Origin of the sequence: Vibrio inusitatus (assembly GCA_024346935.1) — a bacterium.
Lineage (GTDB): Bacteria > Pseudomonadota > Gammaproteobacteria > Enterobacterales > Vibrionaceae > Vibrio > Vibrio inusitatus.
This window is the reverse complement of sequence record AP024878.1, coordinates 2714658-2735392: the sequence shown is the minus strand read 5'-3', so window position 1 is coordinate 2735392 and position 20735 is coordinate 2714658. Positions and strand designations below refer to the sequence as shown.

Annotated in this window: 16 protein-coding genes; 9 read left to right on the top strand and 7 right to left on the bottom strand. The window is 44.1% G+C overall.

Going from position 1 to position 20735, the window contains the following annotated elements; translation table 11 throughout:
• Positions 1-30 precede the first annotated feature (30 nt).
• From glnG to glnA, 3 genes are all read right to left on the bottom strand, one after another.
• Positions 31-1440 carry a nitrogen regulation protein NR(I) gene (glnG, locus tag OCU48_RS12610; protein ID WP_141345593.1) on the bottom strand — a complete coding sequence of 470 codons (1410 nt, stop codon included), beginning with the start codon at positions 1438-1440 and terminating at the stop codon, positions 31-33.
• Between the two features lie 27 nt (positions 1441-1467).
• Positions 1468-2523, bottom strand: coding sequence for a nitrogen regulation protein NR(II) (glnL, locus tag OCU48_RS12605; protein ID WP_141345594.1), 1056 nt, complete (start codon positions 2521-2523; stop codon positions 1468-1470).
• Positions 2524-2753: 230 nt separating this feature from the next.
• Positions 2754-4163, bottom strand: a complete 1410-nt coding sequence (gene glnA, locus OCU48_RS12600; protein ID WP_141345595.1) for a glutamate--ammonia ligase — start codon at positions 4161-4163, stop codon at positions 2754-2756.
• A 555-nt stretch (positions 4164-4718) separates the two neighbouring features.
• Between glnA and typA the strand changes: the two genes are divergently transcribed.
• The 4 genes from typA to OCU48_RS12580 all read left to right on the top strand — a co-directional run bounded on the left by typA (position 4719) and on the right by OCU48_RS12580 (position 9052).
• On the top strand, positions 4719-6548 hold the full coding sequence (gene typA / locus OCU48_RS12595; RefSeq protein ID WP_141345596.1) for a translational GTPase TypA: 1830 nt from the start codon (positions 4719-4721) through the stop codon (positions 6546-6548).
• A gap of 214 nt (positions 6549-6762) precedes the next feature.
• Positions 6763-7677, top strand: a complete 915-nt coding sequence (locus OCU48_RS12590; RefSeq protein WP_141345597.1) for a virulence factor BrkB family protein — start codon at positions 6763-6765, stop codon at positions 7675-7677.
• On the top strand, positions 7649-8083 hold the full coding sequence (gene dtd / locus OCU48_RS12585; protein ID WP_141345598.1) for a D-aminoacyl-tRNA deacylase: 435 nt from the start codon (positions 7649-7651) through the stop codon (positions 8081-8083). The genes OCU48_RS12590 and dtd overlap by 29 nt, the downstream gene beginning before the upstream one ends.
• A gap of 45 nt (positions 8084-8128) precedes the next feature.
• Positions 8129-9052, top strand: coding sequence for a bifunctional GNAT family N-acetyltransferase/hotdog fold thioesterase (locus tag OCU48_RS12580; protein ID WP_141345599.1), 924 nt, complete (start codon positions 8129-8131; stop codon positions 9050-9052).
• Here OCU48_RS12580 and OCU48_RS12575 read toward each other — a convergent pair.
• The 4 genes from OCU48_RS12575 to hslR form a co-directional block, all read right to left on the bottom strand.
• A complete protein-coding gene (locus OCU48_RS12575) occupies positions 9049-10944 on the bottom strand; it encodes an AsmA family protein (RefSeq protein ID WP_141345600.1) in 1896 nt (631 codons plus the stop codon). The genes OCU48_RS12580 and OCU48_RS12575 overlap by 4 nt on opposite strands.
• A gap of 104 nt (positions 10945-11048) precedes the next feature.
• The gene (pckA, locus tag OCU48_RS12570; protein ID WP_141345601.1) at positions 11049-12677 is read right to left on the bottom strand and encodes a phosphoenolpyruvate carboxykinase (ATP); all 1629 of its coding nucleotides are present in this window, start codon (positions 12675-12677) and stop codon (positions 11049-11051) included.
• 321 nt (positions 12678-12998) lie between these two features.
• The gene (hslO, locus tag OCU48_RS12565) at positions 12999-13871 is read right to left on the bottom strand and encodes an Hsp33 family molecular chaperone HslO (protein WP_141345602.1); all 873 of its coding nucleotides are present in this window, start codon (positions 13869-13871) and stop codon (positions 12999-13001) included.
• 14 nt (positions 13872-13885) lie between these two features.
• Positions 13886-14272, bottom strand: a complete 387-nt coding sequence (hslR, locus tag OCU48_RS12560) for a ribosome-associated heat shock protein Hsp15 (protein ID WP_141345603.1) — start codon at positions 14270-14272, stop codon at positions 13886-13888.
• Positions 14273-14455: 183 nt separating this feature from the next.
• Between hslR and gspC the strand changes: the two genes are divergently transcribed.
• The 5 genes from gspC to gspG all read left to right on the top strand — a co-directional run bounded on the left by gspC (position 14456) and on the right by gspG (position 20724).
• Entirely contained in the window at positions 14456-15400 is a 945-nt protein-coding gene (gene gspC / locus OCU48_RS12555; RefSeq protein WP_141345604.1) for a type II secretion system protein GspC, read from the top strand.
• 95 nt (positions 15401-15495) lie between these two features.
• Positions 15496-17526, top strand: coding sequence for a type II secretion system secretin GspD (gspD, locus tag OCU48_RS12550; protein ID WP_141345605.1), 2031 nt, complete (start codon positions 15496-15498; stop codon positions 17524-17526).
• Complete coding sequence (gene gspE, locus OCU48_RS12545; protein ID WP_141345606.1) at positions 17526-19034, top strand: type II secretion system ATPase GspE; 1509 nt, start codon at positions 17526-17528, stop codon at positions 19032-19034. Before gspD ends, gspE begins: the two co-directional genes overlap by 1 nt.
• Positions 19034-20251: a type II secretion system inner membrane protein GspF gene (gene gspF, locus OCU48_RS12540; protein ID WP_141345607.1), complete on the top strand. Its 1218-nt coding sequence runs from the start codon at positions 19034-19036 to the stop codon at positions 20249-20251. The genes gspE and gspF overlap by 1 nt, the downstream gene beginning before the upstream one ends.
• Positions 20252-20280: 29 nt before the next feature.
• Complete coding sequence (gspG, locus tag OCU48_RS12535) at positions 20281-20724, top strand: type II secretion system major pseudopilin GspG (protein ID WP_141345608.1); 444 nt, start codon at positions 20281-20283, stop codon at positions 20722-20724.
• The last annotated feature ends 11 nt before the right edge of the window (positions 20725-20735 follow it).

The following is a 20735-nucleotide window of genomic DNA, read 5'->3' as shown; positions in this document are numbered from 1 at the left end:
ATGGTCAGCATTAGCTGACCATTTTTAGTTTTAGCTTACGCTGAGCTCTTTTAACTTTCTGGTTAGCGTGTTGCGTCCCCAACCTAGAACCTTTGCAGCATCTTGTTTGTGACCATTGGTGTGATTTAACGCAACCTTCAATAAAATACGCTCAAACTCAGGAAGAGCATACGAGAGGAGCTCTGTTTCCCCCGAAGCGAGAGCGGTTCTTGCCCACTTTTCTAGTAACTCTTGCCAGTCTGAGCTATCAGTGCTGGTGGATAGGCTGCGCTCTTCAACGAGTTCTTGAGGAAGGTCAGACGGTAATATCTCGCTACCACTTGCCATTACCGTTAACCAGCGACAGGTGTTTTCTAGCTGCCTAACATTGCCCGGCCAACTAAGTCGTGTGAGGATATCTACGGCCTCTTTAGATAACGTCTTCACCTCAACACTCAGCTCTTCTGCGGCTAAATCTAAGAAGTGTTGAGCAAGCTTTTCGATATCTTGTTTACGTTCCCTTAAAGAAGGAATGTGTACGCGAATAACGTTTAAGCGGTGGAAAAGATCTTCACGAAAGCCCCCCTCTTTAACGAGAGACTCTAGGTTTTGGTGAGTCGCGGCAATGATTCTCACATCTACTTTGATGGCAGAGTGCCCACCGACACGATAGAACTGCCCATCTGCAAGAACACGTAATAATCGCGTTTGGATATCCAGCGGCATATCACCAATTTCATCCAAGAATAGTGTGCCACCATTGGCCTGCTCGAATCGTCCTTGGCGAACGCTGTTTGCACCAGTAAATGCACCTTTCTCATGTCCGAAAAGCTCTGACTCGATAAGATCCTTTGGAATCGCAGCCATGTTGAGAGCAATAAAAGGATTTTTGCTACGAGGGCTGTGCTTATGTAAGGCGTGAGCGACTAATTCTTTACCCGTGCCTGATTCACCATTGATTAAAACAGAGATAGAGGAGCGGGAGAGGCGACCAATAGCACGGAACACCTCTTGCATCGCAGGCGCTTCACCTATGATTTCAGGAGTGTCAGCTTTATTTGAGCTTAGTGCGTTGTGGCTTTGCTTTTGTTCTTGGCTATGAGTAATGGCGCGATCGGCAAGGGCAAGTGCTTCATCGATATCAAAAGGCTTCGGCAAGTATTCAAAAGCACCTTCTTGATATGCCTTAACAGCTGCGTCTAAATCTGAGTGAGCCGTCATAATAATAACGGGCAGTTCAGGCTCCGTTTTTTGAATTTGTTTAAGCAGGTCAAGACCATCCATTCCAGGCATGCGAATGTCTGAGATGATAACGTCAGGAACCTCGCGCTCTAGTGCTAAAAGTACGCTTTCAGCATCAGCGAAGGTTTCGCACTTTATATTGGCGTTAGAGAGGGTCTTTTCTAGAACCCAGCGTATAGAACTGTCGTCATCAACGACCCACACATAGCCTTTACTCATTATTTTGCCTCCTAGCGCTTTTATTTTTTAATAATCTAAAATGGGTAGATAAACGGTGAACGTCGTTTTTCCGGGCCAACTGTCTACCTCGATCTTGCCGTGGTGTTGGTCAATGAGATTTTGCGATATTGATAGTCCAAGCCCAGTGCCACCTTCTCGGCCACTGACCATAGGGTAGAACAAGGTATCGACGAGCTCAGAGGGAATACCTGGGCCATTATCGACGACCTCTATTCTGGCGGCCAACTTGACTCGTTTGCCTTGGATATTCACCTGATGCTCAGTCCGAGTGGTTAGGGTGATTAGAGCATCATCTTGCTTTTGTAGTATTTGAGCTGCATTGCTTACTATGTTGAGCAAAGCTTGCTCGATCTGCTCACTGTCCATTGCGATATCTGGCAAACTCGGATCATAGTCACGTTCAATGCGAACGTTTTGACCTAGCTCTAGCCCAACCAACTGACGCACCTTTTCTAAAATAAGATGTACATTCTCAGGCTGTTTAGTCCCTGGTCTTTGTGGCCCAAGTAAGCGGTCTACAAGATTTCGCAGCCTGTCAGCTTGCTCGATAATAATCTGCGTATACTCTCGCAATGACTCTGAAGGCAGCATTTTTTCTAGCAGTTGTGCCGCACCGCGAAGTCCACCAAGTGGATTCTTAATCTCATGAGCTAGACTTCTCACCAATAGTTTTGCTGCTTGCTGTTGAGCATGTTGATTGAGTTCTTGGTTTAGTCTTCTTTGTTGATCAACTTGTCGCAACTCAACCAGAAGCATCACTTTCTTGTCCCATGAAATAGGGCTGATAGTGATCTCTAATAGCAGTGGCCTGCCGTCTATAACAAAGGTGACATCGCTGTCAGTAATGCTTTGCCCTGAAATTAACGGCTGTTCAAACACCGAAAAGTCAATGGAAGAGTGCTCCACCAATTCTGGCAACTGCTGGTTTACACAGCGATTCTTACTTTGCCCAAATAACTGTTCAGCCGCTGGGTTTAAGTAGCAAACCGTCAATGCGTCATCAATCAGTAAGGTCGCTGTAACAAGTTGTTCTAAGACGGTGTCAGCTAGTGGCTTACTCACAAAAAATCCTTTTTGGTGCACAGAGAAAATCTAAGTTCATTATTGCACAATATTGGTGCAATAAGTGTTGCAGTTCGAGGAAATTAGCTCGTCCTTAGATAATGCAAAAAGCTTGCCGCTTTTTGATGTTGCTCTGAATTGGTGCCAATTATTTGAAGGTGCAGTAAATGGGAGAAATAAAAAAGGGTCTACCAATGGCAGACCCTTTCAAAAGGCGTTTAATCTAAAGATTAAACAGAGTAGTAAAGGTCGAACTCAAGTGGGTGAGTTGTCATGTTGATCTTTTCTACGTCTTGAGATTTCAGGCCGATGTAAGAATCGATGAAGTCATCAGAGAATACGCCACCAGCCGTTAGGAACTCACGGTCTGCGTCTAGAGAAGCAAGAGCTTCTTGTAGTGAAGATGCTACTGTTGGGATTTCAGCTGCTTCTTCTGCAGGTAGGTCGTATAGATCCTTATCCATAGCTTCGCCTGGGTGGATCTTGTTCTTAATACCGTCAAGGCCAGCCATTAGCATTGCAGAGTATGCTAGGTATGGGTTAGCTGCTGGATCACCAAAGCGTAGTTCGATACGACGTGCTTTAGGGCTTGGTACTACAGGGATACGAATAGAAGCTGAACGGTTACGTGCAGAGTATGCAAGCATAACTGGAGCTTCGAAGCCAGGAACTAGACGCTTGTACGAGTTAGTTGCTGGGTTAGCAAATGCGTTGATTGCACGTGCGTGCTTGATTACACCACCGATGTAGTAAATAGCCAGTTCAGACAGGCCGCCGTACTTATCACCAGCAAATAGGTTAACGCCATCTTTTGCTAGAGATTGGTGAACGTGCATACCAGAACCGTTGTCGCCAACGAGTGGTTTAGGCATGAAAGTTGCTGTTTTACCGTAAGCGTGAGCTACGTTGTGCACAACATACTTGTAGATTTGAGTTTCATCAGCTTTAGTTGTTAGCGTGTTGAAACGAGTAGCGATCTCGTTCTGACCAGCTGTAGCAACTTCGTGGTGGTGTGCTTCAACTACTAGACCCATTTCTTCCATGATTAGACACATAGCAGAACGGATATCTTGAGATGAATCAACAGGAGCTACTGGGAAGTAACCGCCTTTAACACCTGGACGGTGACCTTTGTTGCCTTCTTCGAAATCAGAACCTGAGTTCCAAGATGCTTCAACATCATCGATTTTGTAGAAAGAACCAGACATGTCAGTGTTGAACTTAACGTCGTCAAATAGGAAGAATTCTGGTTCAGGACCGATTAGTACTGTATCTGCGATTCCAGTAGAACGCATGTACTCTTCAGAGCGCTTCGCAATAGAGCGAGGGTCGCGGTCGTAGCCTTGCATCGTTGTAGGCTCAAGAATGTCACAACGAATGTTAAGTGTTGCATCTTCTGTAAACGGGTCAAGCACTGCGCTTGCTGCGTCTGGCATCATAACCATGTCAGATTCGTTAATACCCTTCCAACCAGCTACAGATGAACCATCGAACATCTTACCTTCTTCAAAGAAGTCTGCGTCTACTTGGTGTGAAGGAAGTGAGATATGTTGCTCTTTACCTTTAGTATCGGTAAAGCGTAAATCAACGAACTTAACTTCATTTTCTTGGATCAGCGATAGTACATTTTCTACTGACATGATTGGATAACCTCCAGTGTTGGTAAACGTGATTGCTCGATTTTGGTGAGCGTAAAGTCCTAGGACTCAATCTACACTCTTTTTTACTCACCGAACAATGAATATTTTTCGACTGCTTTCCTTAATGCGAAAGGCGTGCCAACTTTTAAAAGTTAATGTTTATCAATGCTTTAGTATGTAGAGGGTTGATTTTATACATTAACGATGCACCAAGATGATCCGTAAATGCACTACTTTGGGGCGTTAAAATGTGAGCTTTGGGTGCAGTTGCTCGATATCAATGAAATATTCTTAACTAAAAATAAGATATGGATCACTTTCGCCCTAGATTGGTGCGATGAAAGATAGCCTGTAAAAGATAAATAGAGTTACTAAAAGAGGGAAGCTAGTGATATTTTCTGAGCTGAAGGTTAAATAGAGGGCATTAATTCATTAATAAGTACGGTATAGATCACATCTTGTTGGGATTTTGGCTAAAATCTGATACATTACCGCAAATTTTTTTAATTCCTGTCATCGACAAACCGTCGAGACGCTACTGAGTGAACTCTATTCATGTCTACTCCACAGATTGATAAGTTAAGAAACATCGCCATCATTGCGCACGTTGACCATGGTAAAACAACATTGGTTGATAAGCTGCTACAGCAATCGGGTACGCTTGAGTCTCGTGGTGAAGCTGAAGAGCGCGTAATGGACTCGAACGACATCGAGAAAGAACGTGGTATTACCATTCTTGCAAAAAATACTGCAATTAACTGGAATGATTACCGCATCAACATCGTAGATACTCCAGGACACGCCGATTTCGGTGGTGAAGTTGAGCGTATCATGTCTATGGTTGATTCTGTTTTGCTTATCGTAGATGCAGTTGACGGCCCAATGCCTCAAACTCGCTTCGTAACACAAAAAGCATTTGCACACGGTCTTAAGCCAATCGTTGTAATCAACAAGATTGACCGCCCTGGTGCTCGCCCTGATTGGGTTATGGATCAAGTTTTCGATCTATTTGACAACCTAGGTGCAACTGATGAGCAGTTGGACTTTACCGTTGTTTACGCTTCAGCTCTTAATGGCTGGGCGACAATGGAAGAAGGTGAAGTAGGCGAGAACATGGAACCATTGTTCCAAGCTGTTGTTGATACAGTTGAAGCACCATCAGTTGATCTTGATGGCCCACTGCAAATGCAAGTTTCTCAACTAGATTACAGCTCTTACGTTGGTGTTATCGGTGTATGTCGTGTAACTCGTGGTAGCGTTAAGCCAAACCAGCAAGTAACTATCGTTAATGCTGAAGGTAAAAAACGTAACGGTAAAGTAGGTACGGTTCTAGGTTACCTAGGTCTTGACCGTCATGAAGTTGATCAAGCTAATGCCGGTGACATTATCGCAATTACAGGCCTTGGTGAGCTGAAAATTTCAGACACTATCTGTGACGTAAACAATGTTGAAGCAATGGAAGCGTTATCTGTTGATGAACCAACAGTAACCATGACTTTCCAAGTAAACACGTCTCCGTTTGCGGGTAAAGAAGGTAAGTTCGTTACTTCACGTAATATCCTTGAGCGTCTAGAGAAAGAACTAGTTCACAACGTTGCATTACGCGTTGAAGAAACTGAAAGTCCAGACCGTTTCCGTGTATCAGGCCGTGGTGAACTTCACCTATCTATCCTGATCGAGAACATGCGTCGTGAAGGCTTTGAGCTTGCAGTATCTCGTCCAGAAGTAATCATTAAAGAAGAAGACGGACAGAAAATGGAACCGTTTGAAACGGTTACTATCGATGTACTTGATGAGCACCAAGGTGCAATCATGGAAAGCATTGGTCTTCGTAAAGGTGAACTAACGGATATGGCACCAGATGGCAAAGGCCGTGTTCGCATGGACTTTATGATGCCTTCTCGTGGTCTTATTGGCTTCCAAACTGAATTCCTAACAATGACGTCTGGTTCTGGTCTTATTTACCACTCATACGATCACTACGGTCCTTACAAGGGCGGTATCATTGGTCAGCGTAACAATGGCGTTCTAGTTTCAAACGCGACTGGTAAAGCACTGACTTACGCTTTGTTTTTCCTTCAAGCTCGTGGTCGCCTATTTGCTGAGCACGCAGATGAAGTTTATGAAGGTCAAGTTATCGGTATTCATAACCGTTCAAATGATTTAACAGTAAACTGTCTGAAAGGTAAGCAGCTAACTAACGTTCGTGCATCTGGTACGGATGAAGCACAAGTTCTTTCTCCACCGATCAAGCACACTCTAGAGCAGGCTCTTGAGTTTATCGATGAAGATGAACTAGTAGAAGTAACGCCATTAAACGTTCGTATTCGTAAGAAACTTCTTACTGAAAATGAGCGTAAGCGTGCAGCTCGTCCAGCTAAGTAATCTAATCTCAAACTAGCTATGCATTGAGTGCATAGCATGGTCTGAGTGCAGCCCCGCAGGAGTCCCTTTTTTGGCTCACTTCTGCGGGGCTGTTTTTTTTGCTAAACTGAAACTTCTTTCGTAATAAATTGATTTTTAAAGCGACAAGTCATGATGACTTGTAAATACGTCTCCATTTTAAAACCACTATTGGTATTACAGCAGGACGCAGTAAATGCTTAATCTTCCAAGCTGGGTACATGTATTTTTACATTACTTTGGCTACCTCTATCAAAGAGCCAAGCACGATAGATTGCCTGTGAATGCAGGTTATATGGCTTACATCACTCTATTATCTTTGGTCCCTTTAACAACGGTTACTTTAACTGCGTTATCGCGTGTGCCTATATTTGAAGGTGCAGGGGATACAGTTCAACAGTTTGTGTTTAGTAATTTTGTTCCTGCTGCTGGTGAAGCGATTCAGCACACCCTAAATGAATTTATTGCCAATACGGGCAAGATGACTTCGATAGGGCTAGTGTTCCTATTCTTTGCTGCCCTGCTACTGATTTCGGCCATAGATAAAAACCTCAACTATATTTGGCGAGTTCGTAAGAAGCGCCGAACAGTATATTCATTTTCTATGTATTGGATGGTACTCACTTTAGGTCCAGTATTAGTGGGTATGAGCTTGGTCTTTTCTTCTTATATTGGATCGTTAAGAGTTTGGAGTGAAGATACGGTGCATTTGGTATATGGCCTGTTGCCTATTACCTTTTCTTTTCTAGCCTTTTTTGGGCTTTATCTGCTAGTGCCTAATATTAAGGTTCGCTTTAATCATGCTTTAGCAGGTGCCTTCGTTGCCGGCTGTTTATTTGAAATTAGTAAAAAGCTGTTTGCTTACTACGTGTCGCAGTTTCCTTCATACCAGTTGATCTATGGTGCTTTGGCAGCAGTCCCTCTGTTATTTATGTGGATTTATCTTTGTTGGATGATAGTGTTGATCGGGGCCGAAATCACCGCCAGTTTAGGTGAAGATGAGGTGTGGCGGGTGAACGAGCCATTCAGCATTAAATGGTTTTTGTATTACCAAGATAAATTAATGAGAAAAAGGATTCGAAGTGATAGCTCTGATTCAGAGAGTGAGTGAGGCCACAGTAAAGGTCGACGGTGAAGTAGTCGGAGATATCGGTCAAGGCTTGTTAGTCTTACTTGGCGTAGAAAGAGATGATGATGAAGCCAAAGCTAAACGCTTGATGGAGCGGGTAACCACTTATCGTGTGTTTGGTGATGATGACGACAAAATGAATCTGAATGTGAAGCAAGTAGATGGTAGTGTGTTAGTGGTCTCCCAATTCACGCTACCTGCCGACACTAAGAAAGGAACTCGTGCAGGATTTTCACGTGGCGCGGCACCTGCCGATGCTGAGCGTTTGTATGAGTACTTTTCTGATCGGTGCGCGGAAGTGCTTCCGACTGAGCGCGGTCAATTTGCCGCAGATATGAAGGTCTCGCTGGTCAATGATGGTCCTGTTACCTTCTGGCTTCAAGTCTAAGACCATTGCTCTATAACTGATTGATTCCAATGGACCTGAATTCATATGTTTAAACTGATTACACCAAGTACAGAAAACCAGCTACAGAAATATTATCACTTTCGTTGGCAGATGTTACGTGAACCTTGGCAAAGGCCAAAAGGCTCAGAAAGAGATGAATACGATGAGCTTAGCCATCATCGTATGATCGTAGACAGTCGAGGCCGCCCCGTTGCCATAGGGCGCTTGTACGTTACTGCTGATGATGATGGACAGATCCGTTATATGGCGGTGAAGAAGAACCGTCAGGGCAAAGGTGTTGGTTCTTTGATTATGGTCGCTTTAGAGTCTCTCGCTAGAGAAGAGGGCGTGAAGCGACTGGTGTGTAATGCTCGTGAAGATGCTATTGAGTTCTATCGAAATAATGGCTTTGAAAGTCAAGGTTCATTAAGCGATGAACGAGGACCTGTACGCCATCAACAAATGATTAAAGCTATCGACCCTATGGCGAACGTATTACGACGCCCTGATTGGTGTAATGAACTACAGAGTCGCTGGGAAGAGCAGATCCCTATTAGTGATAAAATGGGAATTAAGATTAATCAGTATACGGGCTACAAGTTCGAATGTGTTGCTCAGCTAAATCCAAACCTTAATCCACACAATACGATGTTTGCGGGATCAGCATTTACCTTAGCGACGCTGACAGGGTGGGGAATGGCGTGGCTGTTGATGAAAGAGAGAAATCTTCATGCAGATATCGTGCTTGCGGACAGCAACATTCGCTATCGTCACCCGGTAAAAGAGAGCCCGAAGGCAAGTACCTCCTTGGATGGTATTAGTGGTGATCTTGATAGGCTAGAAGGTGGACGTCGTGCACGAATTATTATTAAGGTGTTTATTTATAGTGGCACACAAGAAGCGGTAGAATTTACAGGTACTTATGTATTACTGCCGAGCTCAAAAGCTAATAAAACCCTAAGCGTTTAGGGTTTTTCTTGAGTGTCAGCCTTAGGGCAGTTCATCGATATTTGATTACGCCCTTGAGGCAATGTTGAAGATAGAGACAGGCAATCTGTGCTGAGGTGGAACTTAATGTCGCCTCTTTCTAGATCAACTAGGTCAACACTGCCTTGTATGCTTCCAGACAAGTCTTGACTGACGAATTGAATCTCTGCCACCTTTACAATTCCTCTGTTTGCTTCGATGTTCACTTCAGGAATGATCACTGAGTGTTTATCTTTTGGAGAGAAAGGTAAGGTTAACTGCACGTCATGAGGGGCTATTTTTACCTGACCATCAAGACTGTGTTTTAACATTAATTCATCGCCGCCCAGTCCGCCTAAATCAATAGTTAAGTCTGCAAGTCCTCTCCAATCAATGGCCGTATCTAGCGGGTGTGTAATTCTTTCTAAAGGCAAACCGTAAGCCTGAACTGATATTTGCCATGGATAACTGGCTAGTCCCAGGTCAATAGTAGAATCTGCTTTGATTAATCCATCATCTATTGGCACAAATAGCTGTCTTACATGCCATCGTCCGTCAGTAGTATCGGTCTCTAGATAAGGCTTGATAGATGTCATGCCGAATGCGGATAAGCTATTCGCACTAACTGCAAAGGAGCCATTCCAAAGCGCCCATTGCCCATTTTTCTTTAGGGTCAGCTTTCTACCTTCGGCGTTAATATTTGATGCCTGCCAATGATTGTCAGTAGAAATATCAATAATTTGACTGCGCTCTACCTTAAGTTTCTCTATTTCAATTTTCTCTAGACTATCTAGTGATGTCATTACTGCATTATGAATATCAGGGTCTTCAATGCTCCATTCTAAGTTCTTAACCTCTAGTTCATTAAGGAGCACGCTATCTTGAGACAGTTGACCACTGGTCGTGAACTGCCCCTGCTCAAATAAAAAACTAAACTTATCGAATTGAATGCTGTGTGCTGAAAATTGCCCTGATAGTTGTGGCTCCAATAGTAGTTGCTCATGCCAAGCAGCGCTCTCTGCTGCAAATTGAAATGAACTGTCTTGTGTCCACAAATCTTTGCGTAGATCCCAGTTGCTTAGCTGCAAATGTATTTGGTTGAATGCAAGGTCATTTGCCTGCCAACTGGAACGTTCTATCTCTATGTGTTCAATCAACATGATGTCTTCTAAGAGAGGAATCAATGGCGGTGGTTCTGATTGAGAAAATAGGGGCTCAGAAAGCTGCATATTTCGTACTAGCGCATCGTTGACCACCCAGCCATCATTGCTTTCTTCAGCAATGAATTGAATTTCGCCTCCACGCCAATTAAAACTGACAAGGTCTAACTGAGTTTTATCCTTAACGTAATTGATTCTGGCTTTAAAGTTGTCAAAGGCTTCGCCCTTCCAGTACACCTGTTCACTATCGATATTAAGGTATCCTTCAGGATAAGGTGCTTTTGGAGTGTAGGTGAGTTGAATACCTCGAGCTATAACGTCGTTGCTCGCAAAATCCATACCTCGGATTTCGATATGCTGAGGCTGCCAATGCTGAACTAGGCTATCGAGCGCTTTTTTATCAGGGATCCCTTCGGGTAGGTTGATTCCAGAGATCAGCACATCGGTTATTGAGAGGGGTCTAGGCCAACGCCATTGTGCCTCGAAGTTTAATTGTAGGTTATTGATGGCTATAACAGAGTCATTGGGCTGAGGGATGGTCACTCGAGATAGAGTCAATTGATCGGGATATTGATAGTGTGACTCTTCTATCTGAATCGCATTGTTGGTTATACGAGAAAGGATTTGCTGAGTTAACCAGCTTGAATGAGAGGTTTGTAAGATCAGAAATAGCGCAATAAGCCCTGCTATAAAAAGCAATATCGCCCAGACACTGATTTTTAGTACAGCCTTCATCCTATTTCCCAATGGTGTTTGCGTATGGGTAAAGATGACTTATATCTTATTGTTTATCAATAAAAAAGCCCCTGAAACAGGGGCTTGATTCACAACAAGAATGATCAATCGAGCTGTGGTCCAGCTTTAACTAGTGATTTGCCTTCGTCATTGTCGGTATACTTGTCAAAGTTATTGATAAAGCGCTCGGCCAAATCATTTGCCTTGCTTTCCCATTGCAATGGGTCAACGTAAGTATCGCGAGGATCCAATATCTCTGAGTTCACTTCTGGTAGTGACTTAGGTACTTCTAGGTTAAACACGGGGATAGTCACTGTTTCTGCTTTCTCGATAGAACCGTCAAGAATGGCATCAATAATAGCGCGAGTATCTTGGATAGAGATACGCTTGCCAGAACCATTCCAACCAGTATTAACAAGATAAGCTTCAGCACCTGCCGCTTCCATACGCTTCACTAGAACTTCTGCATATTTAGTTGGATGTAGCGTTAGGAATGCTGCGCCAAAACACGCAGAGAAGGTTGGCGTTGGTTCAGTAATGCCACGCTCAGTACCTGCTAACTTAGCTGTGAAGCCAGAAAGGAAGTGATATTTGGTCTGCTCTGGGGTGAGTTTAGAAACAGGTGGTAAAACCCCAAATGCATCTGCAGATAGGAAAATTACCTTATTCGCATGCCCGCCCTTAGAAACAGGTTTAACGATATTCTCAATATGATGGATTGGATAAGAGACTCGAGTATTCTCGGTCTTTGAACCGTCATCAAAGTTGATTGAACCATCATTACGTACAGTTACGTTCTCTAATAGTGCGTCACGACGAATGGCATTGTAGATGTCTGGCTCTGCTTCTTTTGATAACTTGATGGTTTTTGCGTAGCAACCTCCCTCAAAGTTAAACACACCATCGTCATCCCAACCATGCTCATCATCACCAATCAATGCACGTTTAGGATCGGTCGATAGAGTTGTTTTACCTGTACCGGATAAACCAAAGAATACCGCGACATCACCTTCTTCGCCCATATTCGCCGAGCAGTGCATAGAAGCGATGTCTTGAAGAGGAAGGAAGTAGTTCATCATTGCGAACATGCCTTTCTTCATCTCGCCACCATACCAGGTGCCACCGATCAGCTGCATTTTCTCCGTTAAGTTGAATACTGTGAAGTTCTCAGAATTCAAGCCATGCTCTTGCCATTTATCGTTGGTACATTTTGCGCCATTCATGACCACAAAATCAGGCTTAAAGGTTACAAGTTCTTCTTCGGAGGGACGTAAGAACATGTTTTTCACGAAGTGAGCCTGCCAAGCTACCTCTGTGATGATACGCACAGCGAGGCGAGTATCAGGGTTAGTGCCACAATAACCGTCAATTACAAATAGACGCTTATTAGAAAGTTGGGTGGTTACTAGCTGCTTTAGATCATTCCAAACAGCCTGATCGATAGGCTTGTTATCGTTCTTAACCGTATCTGTTGTCCACCACATGTTTTCACGTGTGGTGTCATCCTTAACAATGAATTTATCCTTTGGAGAGCGCCCTGTGAAAATACCAGTATCTACCGCTACAGCGCCTAGTTCTGTCACTATGCCCTTTTCGTAACCTTGTAATGTTTCACTGGTTTCCTCTGCGAAAAGCGTTTCGTAACTCGGGTTACGAACGATTTCGGTAGAGCCGTTGATACCATATTGAGTAAGATCGATGTTTGCAGCCTTAGTATGTTCCATAACGGTCATAGGTGCTCCTTGTAGGGTATTTATAGTAAGAATAATTTTGAAGTTACTGAATTTATAAGTATTTTGGTCTAGCAAGTAATCTTCTTAATACTGACTATATATGGCTTTTTTGATTATTTTTTCAACAAGGATCACGTTTTTGTAGTTCAGGATTTGGACAGGAATAAGTCTTGAGGTTGATCATAAAAGCGCACAATTGGCATATTTCATGCTAAAAATGCGAGTCAATGCGGGTTTTATGAACATATTGCGCTATGAAAAGTGATGGATATAAAAAAACCGGCCCATTTGGCCGGTTTATAAAATGCTTAAACTGTGAGCTTAGTGCAATGTAGGCTTATTCTCAGCGTGAGCAAACAATTCTTCTACTTGAGCCGCATCAAAGTCGTAAGTGGTTCCGCAGTAGTCACAATGTAAACCTACGCTACCTTCTGTCGACAATATATCGTTAATTTCTTCGCGTGCCACAGTAATGATTGCTGCACCGCTGCGTTCTCTAGAACAACCACAGAAGAATTCAACTTCTTGTGGTTCAAACAGTTTTACAGTTTCTTGGTTGTATAGTCGGTATAGCAACTCATTAGCAGGTAGACCAAACAACTCTTCGTTCTTCACTGTGTCCGTTAGTTGCTCTAAGTGCTCGAAGTCATCCGCAGAGCCAGTACCATCAGGAACAACCTGTAACAACATGCCTGCAGCGTGTGGCTTGCTTTCATGTTCGCCAATACGGAACCATAGGCGCGTTTTAAGTTGTTCTGAACGCTCAAAGTAAGCCTCGAGAACCTCTGCAAGGGTATTGCCCTCTAGGCCAACAACACCTTGGTAGCGCTCGCCTTTGTCTGGTGAAATAGTAATCACCAGGTGACCTTTGCCTAGCATGTCATGAAGAGTCGCAGTCTCGGCGATCTCGCCTTCAAAGCGAGCAACACCGCGCATCTTTTGATTGTTGTCACCATTGATGACTGCCAGTGATACTGGGCCGTCGCCCTGTAGTTGAAGGGTGATAGAGCCTTCAAATTTTAACGTTGCTGTTAACAGTGATGTTGCCACTAGTAGTTCGCCAAGTAAGGTTTGAACTGCTGCTGGGTATTGCTTGCTATCTAGGATGGCTTGATAGGCTTTATCTAGCTGTACTAATTCACCACGTACAGATAAATCTTCAAATAAATAACGATTTAACACGTTGTTTTCCATTTGGAAACTCCAGCTTATTGGTTCTTAAATTTAATCAGATCGCGTCGCTGTTTTTTATCAGGGCGACGTTCAGGGCTCGGGTTATGTGCGTGCATCTTGCGCTCTAAAGCGGTTTGTTCTCGCTTTTTCACGCTCTCAGCTGTTTCGCTGTAGAGCATTTGCGCCTCAGGTGCTCCGCGTCGTTGGTCAGAAACTTTTTCTATCCTAACTGTTTTTTCAACATTTCCCTGTCGTAGGGTAATGGTAGCCCCTAGTTCCACAATTTTACTCGGTTTGCTACGCTGTCCTTCATAGTGGACCTTGCCGCCATCGATCATGTTGCGAGCGATCGAGCGGGTCTTATAAAAGCGTGCTGCCCATAACCATTTGTCTAGTCTTACAGACTCGGTATTGGAACTCATAGTGATTTTTGCTCTCTAAGTGTTATCCAGCAGCTTGATTAATGGTGACGGATATATCATTTTTCAAGTAAATGCATTTATTTACATTCGAATTTATTGACTGTCTAATTTTGGTAACGATATTTATGGTAATCTTGCGCACCTGTTTAGCCCAGTAGCCCCAATGCCTCAGTGGCATATACTATGGAAGTCGGTACATCAAAAGGACCTGTTTTGTCTAAGTTTTCCACATACTCGCACAAAGCCAATCAACTACTAAATAGTGTAGTGAATCAGCAGGCGATAATTGCCCGAGGATTGACTTTTGTTTTGTTGGTCACCTCCGCTTGGCTGTGTGGTCATTTATTCTGGCATCTAATGGGATCAGAATCAGGAGTTGAACGCTGGAGACCCTCAACCACTAGCGCTGGTACTAATGCTGTTCAACAGCAAGGTACTGATATCGCACCTCTGCTCAATGCAAACTTGTTTGGTGAAGAGTCAGAAGATGCCCCTGCGGTTGTTGAGCAAGTCGTTGATGCTCCGAAAACACGTCTAAATCTTGTATTGGTAGGTGTGGTTGCCAGTAGCAATCAAAAAAACAGCTTAGCGGTTATTGCTAACAGAGGAAATCAGGATACTTATGGAATTGGTGAGACGATTGATGGCACGCGAGCGCAGTTGCATAACGTGTTAAAAGATAGAGTTATCATCGAAAACCAAGGCCGTAATGAAACCTTAATGTTAGAGGGGATAGAATATAAGCGCGTCGCGGATGTACAAGAAATTGCGAAGCAACAGCCTCAATCGAACGTTCAGGGTAACAATCCACAGGTCGATCTAGGTGATCTAGATTCTATCAAAGCAGCAATATCAGAGAATCCTCAACAGTTCCTCAAGTATATTCGTCTATCTCAAGTTAATCGTGACGGTAAGTTGGTGGGTTATCGTGTTCGCCCAGGGCGCGAGCGTGCTTTGTTTGATTCTGTGGGCCTACAAGATGGCGATATAGCAGTAGAACTAAATGGAGCCGACCTTACAGAGCCGTCAGCAATGGGGCAGGTTTGGAAGTCTTTAGGCGATTTAAGTGAGATTAACCTCACCGTTGAGCGAGATGGTCAACGCTACGATATTTATTTACAACTATAGTTTGGTAACAGAGTTGTTATCGACTAGGAAGCATCGGCTCAATTATGAAGGCCATGCTCGGCATGGAATGCCATTGATTTTTTTGGGAGTATTAAGTGAAAAGTTGGTTTAGCAAGAGCGCATGGCTGTTGATGGGAAGTTTGGCGTGTGCGCCCGCATTCAGCGCCAATGAATTTAGCGCCAGCTTCAAGGGAACGGATATTGGCGAATTTATCAATATCGTCGGACGTAACTTAGAAAAAACCATCATTGTTGACCCTACAGTTAGGGGCAAAATCGATGTGCGTAGCTATGATGTGCTCAACGAAGAGCAGTATTACCAGTTTTTCCTTAGTGTTCTTGAAGTGTATGGGTTTGCCGTTGTTGAAATGGAAAACGGTGTACTTAAAGTCATAAAAGCTAAAGATGCGAAAACCTCAGCCGTTCCAGTAGTTGGTGATTCTAACGTCAAAGGCGATGCAGTTGTGACTCGTGTTGTCGCTGTGCGCAATGTTTCTGTTCGTGAACTCTCGCCACTACTACGTCAATTGAATGACAATGCTGGTGCCGGTAACGTAGTTCACTATGACCCTGCCAACATTATACTGATTACAGGTCGTGCTGCGGTAGTAAATCGCTTGGCCGAAATCATCGAACGTGTTGACCAAGCTGGTGATAAATCTATTGAGGTTGTCGAACTTAAAAATGCGTCTGCAGCAGAGATGGTCCGTATTGTTGAGGCGTTGAACAAGACCACCGATGCAAAAAATACACCAGCCTTCCTACAGCCTAAACTGGTTGCAGATGAGCGAACCAACTCAGTGTTGATCTCAGGCGATCCACAAGTACGAAAGCGCCTAAGAACGGTGGTATCTCAACTAGATAAAGAGATGGCGGTTAAGGGCAATAACCAAGTTATTTACCTCAAAAATGCTAATGCTGAAGATCTTGTAGAAGTACTTAAAGGGGTCTCTGACAACCTAGCTGCGGCTAAGAAAACCGCTCAGGGAGGCGCTGCAGCTATACGAAATCCTAATTCTGAGGTAATGATTTCGTCACATAAGGGGACTAACTCCCTCGTGATTACTGCGCCACCCGATATTATGAAGGCGCTACGAGACATTATTGCGCAGTTAGATATTCGCCGAGCTCAGGTACTTATTGAAGCCTTGATTGTAGAAATGTCCGAGGGTGATGGCATCAACCTTGGTGTGCAATGGGGTAACCTAGAAACGGGTGCAATGATCCAGTATGGCAATACAGGAGCACCGATTGGTCAGGTAATGGTGGGTCTTGAAGAAGCGAAAGATACCGAATCCACGACTGCGGTATACGATGAAAACGGCAATTTCCTACGAAATGAAACCACAACTGAAGCAGGTGATTATACTGCCCTGGCTGCAGCACTGGGTGGTGTGAATGGTGCGGCGATTAGTCTAGCAATGGGAGATTGGACTGCGTTAATTAGTGCGGTTGCTACAGACTCGAATTCAAATATTCTGTCATCTCCGAGTATTACCGTAATGGATAATGGAGAGGCATCATTCATAGTTGGTGAAGAGGTACCGGTACTGACGGGTTCGACATCAGGCTCAAACAATGACAATCCGTTCCAAACCGTTGACCGAAAAGAAGTGGGTATCAAGTTGAAGGTGATACCACAGATCAACGAGGGTGATTCTGTTCAGCTTCAAATTGAACAAGAAGTGTCTAATGTATTGGGAGCCAATGGAGCGGTAGATGTTCGATTTGCTAAGCGCCAATTAAATACATCAGTAATGATTCAAGATGGTGAGATGTTGGTTCTAGGTGGCCTAGTTGATGAACGTGCGTTAGAGAGTGAATCTAAAGTGCCAATCTTAGGCGACATCCCTTGGTTAGGTCAGTTGTTTAAATCCACCAGTACTCAGGTTGAAAAGAAAAACTTGATGGTTTTCATTAAGCCAACAATTATTCGTGATGGAATGACAGCTGATGGTATTACTCAACGTAAATACAACTACATTCGCGCGGAGCAACTGTATAAAGCAGAAGAAGGCCTGAGGCTAATGTCTGATGATTTAGTGCCTGTTATGCCTAAATTTGGTGATGAAGCTCGTCGACCTTCTGAGCTACAAGCCTTTATTGAGCAAGTGGAAGCGAAGTAATGGAAAGTGGTGCATTTTCAAGGTTTGAGACGAGCATGACCCGTCTGCCATTTAGCTTTGCCAAGCGCTTTAACGTGGTGCTTGAACCCAATGAAGATGCCAGTGCTAACCAACTGTTTTTCATTGAACCGCTACAGACCTCAACCCTGCTGGAGGTGACTCGAGTTTCGTCTCTGCCTATTCAGTTGGTTGAGCTCGATAAGAAGAGTTTTGACTCAAAGCTTTCCGATGCGTATCAGCGTGATTCGTCTGAAGCGAGACAGTTAATGGAAGATATTGGCGCAGACAGCGACGATTTCTTCTCATTGGCAGAAGAGCTGCCACAAAATGAGGATTTGCTTGAAGCTGAAGATGATGCACCAATCATCAAATTGATCAATGCCATGCTAGGTGAGGCGATCAAAGAAGGTGCTTCGGACATTCATATAGAGTCCTTCGAGAAGTCACTGTCCATTCGTTTCCGTGTGGATGGTGTGCTACGTGACGTCCTAGCACCAAGTCGCAAACTAGCACCACTACTTGTGTCTAGGGTTAAGGTTATGGCTAAGCTTGATATCGCCGAGAAGCGCGTGCCCCAAGATGGTCGTATCTCATTGCTGATTGGTGGGCGAGCAGTAGATGTGCGTGTATCCACTATGCCTTCGTCTCATGGAGAGCGAGTGGTGATGCGTCTTCTCGATAAAAATGCGACGCAGCTGGATCTAAATAGCTTAGGTATGGCGCGCCACAACCACGTTAACTTTCAAACGCTTATCAAGCGACCTCACGGCATTATTTTGGTAACCGGACCTACGGGCTCTGGTAAATCAACCACCTTGTATGCAGGCTTGCAGGAATTGAATAGTGCTGAGCGCAATATTCTGACTGTAGAGGACCCTATTGAATTCGATATCGATGGCATTGGACAAACACAGGTAAACCCTAAAGTTGACATGACCTTTGCTCGCGGATTAAGAGCAATCTTGCGTCAAGATCCCGATGTCGTAATGGTCGGTGAGATTCGTGACCTTGAGACCGCACAGATCGCGGTACAGGCGTCTTTGACTGGTCACTTAGTTATGTCAACGCTACACACTAATACCGCGGTGGGTACGATCACTCGATTGCGAGATATGGGTATAGAACCATTTCTTATCTCCTCGTCATTGCTAGGTATCTTAGCTCAACGTTTGGTACGTACTTTGTGCCAACAATGTAAGCAACCTTTCCAAGCAGATGCTGAGCAGAAAAAACTGTTCAACCTACAACCTGAGGATGATCTGGTTTTGCATAAACCTAATGGCTGTGAACATTGTAACCATAAGGGTTATAAAGGCCGAACAGGTATTCACGAACTGCTAGTTGTTGATGAAAAAGTACAGGAACTGATTCATGGCGAGCAGAGTGAGCAAGAGATCGAATTAGCCATTCGAGCGTCTACTCCAAGTATCCGTCATGATGGTCTGGACAAAGTGAGAGCTGGCAAGACTACCCTTGAAGAAGTAATGCGAGTGACTAGGGAAGAGTAATGGCGGCATTTGAATACAAGGCACTGGATGTAAAAGGACGTCAAAAAAAAGGTGTTATCGAGGGTGATAATGCTCGTCAGGTAAGACATCGTCTGAAAGAACAGGGCCTGATGCCGGTTGAAATAACCGAAACCAAAGCCAAGCAAGAAGCGGCTAAGTCAAAGGGCTTTCAGCGTGGAATTAGTACTCCTGATCTTGCTTTGTTAACTCGTCAGTTGTCTACCTTAGTGCAGGCGGGAATGCCACTTGAAGAGTGTTTAAGAGCGGTGGCTGAGCAATCAGAAAAAGCGCGGATTCGTAGCATGTTGGTCAGTGTTCGCTCAAAGGTTGTTGAAGGCTACACTCTCGCTGATAGTATGCGCGAATATCCTGCCATTTTTGACGATCTCTTTTGCGCTATGGTCTCTGCAGGTGAAAAATCTGGACACTTAGATGCGGTATTAGAGCGTCTGGCGGACTATGCAGAAAAACGTCAGCAGCTTCGCTCTAAGCTGCAACAAGCCATGATTTACCCAATCATGCTTACCCTAATTGCGGTGGGTGTAATTGGCTTTTTGTTAGCGACAGTAGTACCTAAGATCGTTGACCAATTTATCCAAATGGGGCAAGAGTTACCTGTTTCTACTCAAATTTTGATTAACGCCAGTGACTTTGTTCAAGACTATGGCGTGTTACTGGTTGGCAGTATTTTAGCCTTAATTGTGGGTACTAAGATTTTATTACGGAAGCCTGCGCTTAGGTTAAGCTGGGATCATAAAGTACTTAAGGTACCGGTTATCGGGCGAGTTGCTAGAGGGCTCAATACCTCTCGTTTTGCACGTACACTCGCGATTTGCTCTGCTAGTGCTATCCCCTTGTTAGATGGTATGCGAGTTGCAGCCGAGGTAATGGGGAATAAATTCTTTAAGAAGCAGGTATTTGAAGCGTCTGATAAGGTGCGAGAAGGCGCAAGCCTTCGACATTCTCTGCAGCAAAGTAAGCTGTTCCCTCCGATGATGCTACATATGATTGCGAGTGGTGAACAGTCTGGTGAGTTGGAGCAAATGCTGACGCGCGCTGCGGATAACCAAGACCAAGACTTTGAATCGCAAGTGAACCTTGCTTTAGGTATCTTTGAACCACTACTGATCGTATTTATGGCAGGAATTGTATTGTTTATTGTGGTAGCGACTATGATGCCGCTGCTTGAGTTGAATAATTTGGTTTCGGGCGCCTAATGTTTTTGCCCGAGTGTATGGAGAAAAAAATGAAATATAACAAAAAGCAACAGGGCTTTACCTTGCTAGAGGTTATGGTTGTTGTCGTTATTCTAGGTATCTTGGCAAGCTTTGTTGTGCCTAACCTTTTGGGTAACAAGGAGAAAGCTGACCAACAGAAAGCGATTACCGATATCGTTGCGTTGGAAAATGTACTTGATATGTACAAGCTAGACAACAGTGTTTATCCAACCACAGACCAAGGTTTGGAAGCATTGGTGAGTCGTCCAACAGGTTCTCCTGAGCCTCGTAACTACCGTAATGATGGCTATATTCGTCGTCTTCCGAAAGACCCATGGGGCAACGATTACCAGTACCTGAGTCCTGGTGATAACGGCAACATTGATATCTTTACTCTAGGTGCTGATGGTCAAGAGGGTGGTGAAGGTTCATCTTCTGATATCGGTAACTGGAATCTACAAGATTTCCAATAATACGTATTCAT